Annotated in this window: 10 protein-coding genes; 9 read left to right on the top strand and 1 reads right to left on the bottom strand. The window is 71.9% G+C overall.

The features are described from left to right. Nucleotides 1-611 (top strand): carbohydrate ABC transporter permease (locus E1211_RS26410; protein WP_132351975.1); only part of this gene is annotated, 611 nt, incomplete at its 5' end. Next, nucleotides 608-1,516 (top strand): carbohydrate ABC transporter permease, encoded by a 909-nt coding sequence (locus E1211_RS26405; RefSeq protein WP_132351973.1) that lies wholly within the window; start codon nt 608-610, stop codon nt 1,514-1,516. The genes E1211_RS26410 and E1211_RS26405, both read left to right, overlap by 4 nt. 146 nt (nt 1,517-1,662) lie before the next feature. Here E1211_RS26405 and E1211_RS26400 read toward each other — a convergent pair whose 3' ends face one another. After that, nucleotides 1,663-2,652 (bottom strand): N-acetylglucosamine kinase, encoded by a 990-nt coding sequence (locus tag E1211_RS26400; RefSeq protein ID WP_132351971.1) that lies wholly within the window; start codon nt 2,650-2,652, stop codon nt 1,663-1,665. Between the two features lie 190 nt (nt 2,653-2,842). On the opposite strand from E1211_RS26400, the gene E1211_RS26395 reads away from it, so the two are divergent. From E1211_RS26395 to E1211_RS26365, 7 genes are all read left to right on the top strand, one after another. Then, nucleotides 2,843-3,802 carry a MurR/RpiR family transcriptional regulator gene (locus E1211_RS26395; RefSeq protein WP_132351969.1) on the top strand — a complete coding sequence of 320 codons (960 nt, stop codon included), beginning with the start codon at nt 2,843-2,845 and terminating at the stop codon, nt 3,800-3,802. After that, a complete protein-coding gene (locus E1211_RS26390; protein WP_132351967.1) occupies nt 3,799-4,548 on the top strand; it encodes a sugar isomerase domain-containing protein in 750 nt (249 codons plus the stop codon). The genes E1211_RS26395 and E1211_RS26390 overlap by 4 nt, the downstream gene beginning before the upstream one ends. A 26-nt stretch (nt 4,549-4,574) precedes the next feature. Further along, nucleotides 4,575-6,023, top strand: a complete 1,449-nt coding sequence (gene ngcE / locus E1211_RS26385) for an N-acetylglucosamine/diacetylchitobiose ABC transporter substrate-binding protein (RefSeq protein WP_132351965.1) — start codon at nt 4,575-4,577, stop codon at nt 6,021-6,023. A gap of 15 nt (nt 6,024-6,038) precedes the next feature. Continuing rightward, nucleotides 6,039-6,947, top strand: coding sequence for a carbohydrate ABC transporter permease (locus E1211_RS26380; RefSeq protein WP_132351963.1), 909 nt, complete (start codon nt 6,039-6,041; stop codon nt 6,945-6,947). Beyond that, nucleotides 6,947-7,870 (top strand): carbohydrate ABC transporter permease, encoded by a 924-nt coding sequence (locus E1211_RS26375; protein ID WP_132351961.1) that lies wholly within the window; start codon nt 6,947-6,949, stop codon nt 7,868-7,870. Before E1211_RS26380 ends, E1211_RS26375 begins: the two co-directional genes overlap by 1 nt. 93 nt (nt 7,871-7,963) lie before the next feature. Beyond that, nucleotides 7,964-9,673 (top strand): bifunctional 3'-5' exonuclease/DNA polymerase, encoded by a 1,710-nt coding sequence (locus tag E1211_RS26370; protein ID WP_371686203.1) that lies wholly within the window; start codon nt 7,964-7,966, stop codon nt 9,671-9,673. Nucleotides 9,674-9,795: 122 nt separating this feature from the next. Continuing rightward, nucleotides 9,796-10,647 (top strand): GNAT family N-acetyltransferase, encoded by an 852-nt coding sequence (locus E1211_RS26365; RefSeq protein ID WP_207915519.1) that lies wholly within the window; start codon nt 9,796-9,798, stop codon nt 10,645-10,647. The last annotated feature ends 39 nt before the right edge of the window (nt 10,648-10,686 follow it).

Genomic DNA, 10,686 nt, shown 5'->3' with positions numbered 1-10,686 from the left:
GGGCCGGGGTGACCGGCGTACGCGGCACGGCGGTCTACCGGATGGTCTACTTCTTCCCGCAGGTGCTCTCGGTGGTCATCATCGCCCTGCTCTGGAAGGAGGTCTACCACCCCAACAGCGGCCTGCTCAACGGCACCCTCCGCGCCGTCGGCCTGCCCGCGCCGACCTGGCTCGGCGACCCCCGTACGGCCTTCTGGTGCGTGCTGGCGGTGATGGTCTGGGCCAACGTGGGCTTCTACGTGGTGCTCTTCGGCGCGGCCATGTCGGCCATCCCCCGCGACATCTACGAGGCGGTGCTGCTCGACGGCGCGTCCCGGTGGACCACCCTGCGTCGGGTCACCATCCCGCTGCTCTGGGACACCGTGCAGGTCGCCTGGATCTACCTGGCGATCGCGGCGCTGGACGGGTTCATCCTGATCCAGCAGATGACCAACGGCGGCCCGAACTTCTCCTCCGACGTCATCGGCCTGCGGATGTACGAGACGGCGTTCGGCAGTGAGAGCAAGTTCGGGTACGCCTCGGCGATCGGCGTGGTGCTGTTCTTCCTGACCCTGTCGGTGGCGGTACTGGCCCTGCGGGCCGCCCGGCGTGATCGGATCGAGTACTCGTGACCATTCTCGACAAGCCCGCGTCCCGGGGCGCCGGCGCGACCGACCGGCGGGTGCCGCGGGACCGGGCGCTGCGCGGCGAGTCCGGCGTGGCAAACGTCTTCTCGCACGGCTTCCTGCTGCTGTGGGGCCTGCTGACCGTACTGCCGCTGCTGTGGATGTTCGTCAGCTCGTTCAAGAGCGACGGGGAGATCCTCTCCGACCCGTGGGGGCTGCCCGGGGCGTTGCGGTTCGAGAACTGGGCCCGGGCGTGGACCGAGGCGCACATCGGCCGCTACTTCCTGAACAGCGCCATCGTGGTGGCCGGCTCGCTCACCCTGACCATGCTGTTGGGGGCCGCCGCGGCGTACGTCTTCGCCCGGTACGAGTTCCGCGGCCGGCAGATCGCCTACTACCTCTTCGTCGGCGGGATGATGTTCCCCGTCTTCCTGGCGCTCGTGCCGCTCTTCTTCGTGGTGCGCAACGCGGGCCTCTTCGGCACCTGGACGGGTCTCGTCCTGGTCTACGCGGCGTACTCGCTGCCGTTCACCGTCTTCTTCCTGACCGCGTTCTTCCGGACCCTGCCGACCACTGTCGCGGAGGCGGCGCTGATCGACGGGTGTGGCCACTTCCGGCTCTTCTTCCGGGTGATGCTGCCGATGGCTCGACCGGGAATGATCAGCATCGCGATCTTCAATTTCCTCAGCCAGTGGAACCAGTTCATCCTGCCCCAGGTGTTGATGCAGGGCGACGACTCGAAGTGGGTACTGGCCCAGGGGCTCACCGCGCTGGCGGTCAGCCAGGGCTACCAGGGCGACTACAGCGGCCTCTTCGCCGGTCTGACCATCGCCACCCTGCCGGTGCTCGTCGTATACGTGATCTTCCAGCGTCAGGTGCAGTCCGGGCTGACCGCCGGCCAGCTGAAGTGACGTAGGGCCCGGCCGCCGGGGTCGGTCGGCGGGCCGCGGCGGCGGAACTGCCACGCCGAGCCCCGGCCGCCGGATCGTGAGCGCGGCGCTGGCCGATATTGATCGGTATCCCCGCCCCCTGATCCGTGTCGCCCCGCCCGATGCGCTCAGCGGACCGGGGCGACCAGGAGGGCGTGCAGCGCGGCCGGGTCGGTGGCCTCGGGCAGGTCCCGGGCGGCGAGCCAGGCCGCGGCGGCGGCCCCGTCGCCGGCCGTGCACAGTGGCGCGTGCGGCCAGCGCCCGGCGGCCGCGGCCCGTACGGCGGCGGCGAGCGGGGTGTCCCCGGTCAGCAGCCCTCCGCCGAGCACGAGCGGGGTGACGGCGCCGGTCGGCCGGATCCGGCGCACGCTGTCGATCAGATGGGTGGCGGCCTCGACGATCAGCCCGGTCGCCGCCGGGTCGCCCGCCACCGCGCTCGCGACCACGGCCGGCGCCAGCCGGGCCAGCTCCACCGGAGGGCGGCGGGTCACCGCCTGGATGAGCGTGTCGACGGTGTCGCGGGGGCGGGCCGCCACCTCGGCCGAGCCGAGCAGGTCGGTGAGCAGCTGCCGGCCCAGCACGTCCGGCGCGTGCCCGCGGTCCAGGTCGGCCAGCAGCCGGCGGACCGCCTCCCGGCCCAGCCAGAAACCGGAGCCGGCGTCGCCGAGCAGCCAGCCGTGCCCGTCCGCGACGCGGTCCAGCCGCAGGTCGCGCACCTCGGCGGCGATCGCGCCGGTGCCGGCGATGAGCACGGTTCCGTCGGGCCCGGCGGTGCCCGAGGCGTACGCGACCAGCGCGTCGCCGTGCACCTCGTACGGGCAGGCCAGGCCGGCGTCGTGCCAGGCCCGGTCGAAGGCCGCCCGCCCGGCGGGGTCGGCGAGCAGCCGGCCGGCCCCGGCCAACCCGATGGCCCCGGCACGTACCCCGGCCGGGTCGACGTTCGCGAGCGCGCCGCGCAGCGCGGTCAGCAGCTCGACGGCCGCCCGTTCGGCGCCGTGGCTGGTGGGGTTGCCGCCGCCGGCCCGACCGGTGCCGAGGCGTCGTCCGTCCAGGTCGAGGGCGATGGCCCGAGTGGACGTACCTCCGACGTCGAGGCCCACCACCACGGTTCCGGTCATCCGCACCCACCCCTTGATCGATGTGGCATTCATGCTGGTCGTCCAAGGGGTGCGGGGGCAAGCGCCGGACCGTGCCCGGGGGTGCGCACCAGGTAACAGTTTGAAAACTTCGCCCACGGTCTTGACACAGAGGGGCCCGCAGTAAGAACTTTTACCACTATCAGTTAACAGTCTTTTCGAAAGGCGTCCCATGGTTGATCACGAGGTGGACACCTCCGCGGGGACCGCGGTGGTCGACGCCGACGCGTTCGACCGACGGGGCGTACGCGCCGCCGCCTCCGACGGCGTGCTCGCCCGGGTCCGCACCGGTCTCGACGAGCTGACCGGGGCACTGCGCCGGGTCGCCGAGCACGTGCTGAGCGACCCGGAGGCCGCCGCGCGCTCCACGATCGTGGAACTGGCCGAGCGGAGCGGGACCTCACCGGCGACCGTCACCCGGTTCTGCCGCGCCATGGGCTTCGAGGGCTACGCCGACCTGCGCCTGGGCATCGCCGCGGAGACCGGCCGGGCGCGGTCCGCCGGCTGGACCGTCGACATCGGACGGGAGATCCAGCCCGGCGATCCGCTCACCCGGGTGCTCGACCAGGTCATCGCCGCGGACACCCGGGCCATGCACGACACGGCCGCGCTGCTCGACCTCGCCGAGGTGGAGCGGGCGGCCGTGGCGATCGCCGGGGCGTCCCGGGTGAACATCTTCGGCGCCAGCGGCAGCGCGCTGGTCGGCGAGGAGATGCAGTTCAGCCTGCACCGCATCGGAGTCGCGGCGTGGGCCTGGAACGACGTGCACGAGGGTCTGGCCAGCGCCGCGCTGCTGCGCCCCGGGGACGTGGCACTCGGCATCTCGCACACCGGGCAGACCCGGGAGACCATCGAGATGCTCGCCGAGGCCGGCAGCCACGGCGCGACCACCGTGGCCCTGACCGGTTTCCCCCGCTCGCCGCTGGCCGAGCTGGCCGACATCGTCCTGATCACCGCCAGCCAGGCCACCACCTTCCGGCCGGACGCGCTCAGCGCGCGCCATCCGCAGCTGGTCGTGCTCGACCTGCTCTACATCGCCGTCGCGCAGCGGACCCACGACCGGGCCCACGCCGCCTTCCGACGTACCGCCCAGGCCGTCGACGGCCACAAGGCGAGAGGAGCCGCGTCGTGATCAGCGCGCAGACGTACGCGGACGCCGTCCGCCCGGTCCTCGACCGGCTGGTCGACACCCAGTCCGACGGGCTCGGCCGGGCCGCCGACCTGATCGCGGCCAGCCTGCGCGCCGGCGGGGTGCTCCAGGCCTTCGGCGCCGGCCACTCCGAGGCGTTCGCCGCCGAACTCGTGGCGCGGGCCGGCGGGCTGGTGCCCACCAACCGGCTCTCGGTGCACGATCTGGTGCTGCACGGCGACGCCTCGCGCGAGGTGCTCGCCGACCCGAAGCTGGAACGCGACCCCTCCATCGCCCACCGGATCTACGCGCTCGCGGCCCCCGAACCGCGGGACGTGTTCGTGGTGGCGTCCCAGTCCGGCATCAACGGCTCGGTCGTCGAGCTCGCGACGCTGGTCACCGACCGCGGTCATCCGTTGATCGCGGTCACCTCGGTAGAGCACACCGCGCGAGTCGCCCCCCGGCACCCGTCCGGCCGGCGGCTGGCCGACCTCGCCGACGTCGTGCTGGACAACGGCGCACCGTACGGCGACGCACTGCTGCCGCTCGAGGGCGGCGGCGCGGTCTGTGCGGTCTCCTCGGTCACCACCGCGCTGCTGGCGCAGCTGCTGACCGCGGAGGTCGTACGACGGTTCCACCAGGTCGGAGAGGTACCCCCTATCTACCTCTCCGCCAACGTCCCCGGCGGGGACGAGCACAACCTCGCCCTCGAGTCGCGGTACGGCGGGCGTCTCCGGCGCACCGCCTGACTCGAATCTCACAAGGAGAGACGACGATGTCGATTACCCCCGAGCACCCGACAGCGCTCGACCGCCGCACGGTGCTCCGTCGCGCCGCCGCCGTCGGCCTGGCCGTCCCAGCCGCCGGCCTGCTCGGCGCCTGCGCCACCAGCGGCGGCGGCGAGGAGAACGAGCAGGTCTCCGGCGGCACGAAGAGCGCCACCAACCCGCTCGGCATCAAGGAGGACGCGCCGATCGAGGTGATCATCTTCAACGGCGGCTACGGCGAGAAGTACGCCACCGACGTGCACGAGCCGCTGTACAAGAGGGCGTTCCCCAAGTCCGAGGTCAAGCACCAGGCGACCCAGGCGGTCTCCACCGTCCTCCAGCCCCGGTTCGCCGGCGGCAACCCGCCGGAGTTCGTCAACAACTCGGGCGAGAAGTTCCTCGACTTCGGCGCGCTCGTCAACGACGGCCAGTTGCAGGATCTGACCGAGCTCTGGGACGCGCCGTCGGTGCACGACCCGAGCAAGAAGGTCCGGGACACGGTCATCCCGGGCATCGTCGAGCAGGGCATGTTCGACACCGCCGACGGGCAGCGCAAGCCGTACGTCCTGTACTACGTCTCGACGGTCTACGGCATCTGGTACTCCGGGAAGCTGTTCAAGGACAACGGCTGGACCGCCCCCACCAACTGGGAGCAGTTCACGGCGCTCTGCGAGCAGATCAAGGCCAAGGGCATCACCCCGTACGGGTACGCCGGAGCCAACGCGGCCTACTACCAGTGGAACGTGATCCTCACCCAGGCCGCGAAGATCGGCGGCCCGGACGTGCTGAAGAACATCGACAACCTGGAGGACGGCGCCTGGAAGCAGGAGGCCGTCCTGCAGGCCGCCGCGGCGTGGGCCGAGATCGGCGCGAAGTACTCGGACAAGAGCTTCGAGGGCCTCAAGCACACCGACGTGCAGCTGCGCCAGAACCAGGGCAAGCTCGCCTTCTACCCCTCCGGCGACTGGCTGGAGAACGAGCAGAAGAAGGACACGCCGGCGGGCTTCACCTACCAGCTCATGCCGGTGCCGAGCCTCACCGCGTCGGACAAGCTGCCGGCCAACGCCATCCGGGCGGCCGGTGGCGAGGGATACTTCGTCTCCGCGAAGAGCAAGAACCCGCGCGGCGGGATGGAGTACATGCGCCAGATGCTCTCGCAGGAGGGCGCCCGCGGCTTCACCGAGACCGTCGGCGCGGCCACCGTGGTGCCGGCCGGCAGCGAGGGCTACCAGTTCCCGCCGGGTGTGGCCAGCTCGCAGGCCGCGCTCAAGGCGGCCGGCGCGAACGTGTTCAACATGATGTTCGACAACTGGTACAAGGAGCTCGACACGGAGGCGCGGACCGCCACCAACGAGCTGATGTTCGGCCGGATCAACGCGGACGCGTTCGCCGAGCGGATCCAGAAGCGCGCCGACGCGATCAAGAAGGACTCCTCCGTCACCAAGTTCAAGCGCTGATCGGAGCGTAGGGTCATGCGGCACGGCAAGTATCCGTTCGTGATCGGGTTCCTCTTCGTCCCGGTCACGCTGTACGTGGTCTTCGTCATCGCGCCGTACGCGCAGGCGTTCCAGATCTCGATGACCAACTGGCGGGGCCTGTCGGCCCCGCAGTGGGTGGGCTTCGACAACTACCGGAGGCTGCTGGACGACGGCAACTTCTGGAAGGCGATCCAGCACCACGGCGTACTGCTGCTTGCCCTGCCGCTGATCACCATAGCCATCGCGCTCTTCTTCGCCTTCCTGCTCAACGTGGGCGGGCGGAGCAGCGGCGGGCAACGCCAGGGGGTCTGGGGGTCGAAGTTCTACCGGGTGGTGTTCTTCTTCCCCCAGGTCCTCGCGGTGGCGATCATCGCGGTGCTGTTCCAGATGGTCTACCGGCCCAACGAGTCCGGTCTGATCAACGGCGTGCTGATGAAGCTCGGCCTGGATCCGGTGCTCTTCCTCATCAAGCCGAACCTGGCCCTCTGGTCGATCCTCGCGGTGCTGGTCTGGCAGGCGGTCGGCTTCTACGTGGTGCTCTTCTCCGCCGGGATGGCGTCCATCCCGACCGAGATCTACGAGGCCGCCGAGATGGACGGCGCGACCCGGGTGACGCTCTTCTTCCGGGTCACCCTGCCGCTGCTCTGGGACACCCTCCAGGTCGCCTGGGTCTACCTCGGCATCGCCGCGTTCGACGCGTTCGCCATCGTGGCGGTGCTCTCGGTGGACAGCGGCGGCCCGGACGGGGCCACCACGGTCCTGGCCATGGAGATCTACCGCAACGCCTTCGTCTACTCGAAGTACGGCTACGCCTCGGCGATGGGTGTGGCGCTGTTCTTCCTGACCATCACGTTCGCGGCGCTGACGCTGCGGCTCAGCAAGCGGGAAAGCGTGGAGTACTGATGAACCCGCAGTCGACGCTGCCGCCGACACCGGCGGCGCTGCCCCAGTCCGGGGCCCGCAACGGCGCCGGGCGGCGCGGGAAGGGCCGACGTTCCGAGGTGGGACTCTTCGCCGGCCTCGGTCACGTGGCGCTCGCCGTCTGGGCGGTGATCGTGATCGTGCCGATCCTCTGGACGTTCCTGGCCTCGTTCAAGAACACCACCGAGATCTTCAGCAGCCCGTGGACCCTGCCGGGGGAGCTGCGCTGGGAGAACTACGCCCGGGCGTGGACCAAGGCGAACGTCGGCAGGTACTTCCTGAACAGCGTGATCGTGGTCGGGCTCGGCACCTTCGGCACCATGCTCTTCGGTTCGATGGCGGCGTACGTGCTGGCCCGGTACAGGTTCTGGGGCAACCGGGTCATCTACTACCTCTTCGTCTCCGGCCTGGCCTTCCCGGTGTTCCTGGCCCTGGTGCCGCTCTTCTTCGTGGTGAAGAACCTCGGCCTGCTGAACACCCACACCGGGCTGGTGCTGGTCTACATCGCGTACTCGCTGCCGTTCACGATCTTCTTCCTGGCCGCGTTCTTCAAGACGCTGCCGTCGTCGGTGGCCGAGGCGGGGATGATCGACGGCTGCGGGCACACCCGGCTCTTCTTCCAGGTGATGATGCCGATGGCGAAGCCGGGCCTGATCAGCCTCACCATCTTCAACGTCATCGGCCAGTGGGCGCAGTACCAGTTGCCGCTGGTGCTGCTCTCCAACGCGAAGGACAAGTGGGTGCTCACCCAGGGCATCGCCGACATCTCTGTCAACGCCGGTTACGAGGCCGACTGGTCCGGACTCTTCGCCGCCCTCACCATCGCGATCCTGCCGATGATCATCGTGTACGCGATCTTCCAGCGGCAGATCCAGTCCGGCCTCACCTCCGGCGCCGTCAAGTAGTCCCACCGCCCGCCCGGGGCTCGTTCACGGAGAGAGTGGCCGTTGCACGGGGGATGGCCACTCTCTCCGTGACCGAGGCGTGCCCCGGGTCGGGTGTCAGACGGGCGAGGCACAATCGCGTTCGTGCTGGTGGCGGTGGTGGACGACGGGGGCGGCAGTGGTGGCGTGCTGCAGGCTCTCGACGACGGCGGCCGGCCCGCCGGCCCGGCGGAGCCGGTGGCCGACCTCGCCGCCGCGGTGGCCGCGCGGGAGCTGGCCGCGCATCCGCGCTGGGTCTGGGCGTCCGGCGCGGCCGTCTATCCCGCTCTGCTGCGCGCCGGGGTGCGGGTGGAGCGGTGCCATGACGTCGAGCTGACCGAGGCGCTGCTGCTCGGCCACGCCGGGCGCTGGGGCGAGCCCCGCTCGCTCGCCGCCGCGTGGGCCCGGCTGACGGGCACGCCGGTGCCGCCCGACCCGCCGCCGCGTCCGGCCGCGCCACCCGGCCTCGGGCAGGCCGCCCTCTTCGACACCCCCTCGGGTCCACCGGGGCCGGGCATCGACGCGCTGGTGCGGGTCTACGCCGACCAGCTCGCCCGGATCGCCGCCACCGAGCACCCGGGCCGGTTCCGGCTGCTCGTGGCCGCCGAGTCGGCCGGCGTGCTGATCGCGGCCGAGATGGGCGCGGCCGGGCTGCCGTGGCGCGCCGACGTGCACGACGAGCTCCTCGCGGAGCTGCTCGGTGAGCCCTCCCCGGTGGGCGGGCCGCCACGCCGGCTGGCCGAGCTGGCGGCCCGGATCGCCGAGGCGTTCGGCGTACGCAGCCTGCACGCCGACTCCCCGGCGGAGCTGCTGCGCGCGTTCGCCCGGGCCGGGGTGGAGCTGCCCAACACCCGGGCCTGGGTGCTGCGCGGGGTCGACCATCCGGCGGTGCCGCTCGTCCTGGAGTACAAGGAGCTCTACCGGATCTGGACGGCGCACGGCTGGTCGTGGCGCGAGCAGTGGGTGCGCGACGGCCGGTTCCAGCCGGAGTACGTCCCCGGTGGGGTGGTCTCCGGCCGCTGGGCGACGCGCGGCGGCGGGGCGTTGCAGATCCCCAAGGTGATCCGGCGGGCGGTGGTGGCCGACCCGGGCTGGCGGCTCGTGGTGGCCGACGCGGGTCAGCTGGAGCCCCGGGTGCTCGCCGCGGTCTCCGGCGACGGGCGGCTCGCCGCGGCGGGCGGCGCCGGCGACCTCTACGCCGCCCTCGCCCAGGAATCCTTCGGCGGAGATCGTGCCCGCGCCAAGGTGGCGCTGCTCGGCGCGATGTACGGGCAGACCGGGGGAGCGGCGGTGCCCGCCCTGGCGGTGCTCAAGCGCAGCTACCCGACCGCGTTCGGCTACGTCGAGGCGGCGGCCCGCACCGGCGAGGCCGGCGGTCTGGTGCGCTCCTGGCTGGGGCGGACGTGCCCGCCCGGCTCGGTCGGGTTCACCGAGCCGGGGGACGGCCCACTCGATCCGGACGACGACGGCCCGCGCGGCTCGCGGGCCCGCGCGGCCCGGTCCCGGGGCCGGTTCACCCGCAACTTCGTCATCCAGGCCACCGCCGCCGAGTGGGCGTCGACGCTGCTGGCGACGCTCCGTGGCGAGCTCGCGGGCACCGGGGCGGAGCTGGTCTTCTTCCAGCACGACGAGGTGATCGTGCACGCCCCGGCGGAACAGGCCGACGCGGTCGCCGCAGCCGTCACCCGCTGCGGCGAACGGGCGTCGCGGTTGTTGTTCGGCGACACTCCGGTGCGGTTCCCGCTGGATCTCTCCGTCGTCGACTGCTACGCGGACGCCGCGTGACGGTTGCTGCCGGTGCCGGCGGCGACCGCGTGCGGCACGGCCGCCCGCCCTCGGGGCGTGACCGACGTAACGTCCCGCCCCGGCTGCCGAAGGTCCTGTTCGCGCTGCGGCATCCTGTCGGCGTGAGCACGACGGATGCAGCGCTGACCACCGCGATGGCCGAGGCGGCCGAGGCGGACTTCATGTACGCGTACGAGTCGGGGACGCCGGCGGCCGCCCGGGAGCGGCTCGGGATCGCCACCGACCGGATCGGTGGCGGCGTGGTCCTGTCGATGCGCGACGACCCGGTCTCCTACTGGAGCAAGGCGCTCGGGTTCGGCTTCGCCGAGCCCGTCACCCGGGAGCTGGTGGACCGGATCGTCGCGTTCTACCGCGCCCAGGGCACTCCGGGGGCGACGATCCAGATCGCGCCGTCGGTCCTCCCGTCGGACTGGGACGAGATCCGCCGTGCGCACGGTATCGAGCCGGCGACGTCCTGGGTGAAACTCGCGGCCCCGATCGCGCAGGTCACTCCGGGTGCCGGCACCCGGCTGCGGGTCGGCCCGATCGGCGAGAGCGACGCGGCGCAGTGGGCGGACGTGCTCCTGCGGGGTTTCGGCATGCCGACCGAGGGGCTCGCCGAGATGGTGGCGGCGAGCGTCGAGCACCCCCAGTTCCATCCGTACGGCGTCTGGGACGGCACCGACCTGGTGGGCGGCGCGAACCTCTTCGTGCGTGGCCCGGTCGGCGCGCTCAACTCCGGGTCGACGCTGCCCAGCCACCGCAACCTGGGGGTGCAGTCGGCCCTGATCGCGGCCCGCGCGGAGGCGGCGCGGGCGGCCGGTTGCCGGTGGCTGATCGCGGAGACGGGGCAGCCGGCCGAGGGCACGAAGAACCAGTCCCTGGCGAATCTGGAGCGTGCGGGCCTGCGGGTCCGCTACGTCCGGCAGAACTGGCGGTGGCTCGCCGACGCCGATCCGGCGCCGGCGAGCTGAGCGAGGACGGCCGGCGGGCGCGACAGCATCGTCCCGCCC

The sequence above is a fragment of the Micromonospora sp. 15K316 genome (assembly GCF_004348525.1).
Taxonomy (GTDB): Bacteria; Actinomycetota; Actinomycetes; order Mycobacteriales; family Micromonosporaceae; genus Micromonospora.
Note: the sequence above shows the minus strand (reverse complement) of the source record. Positions and strands in the feature narration are given on the sequence as shown.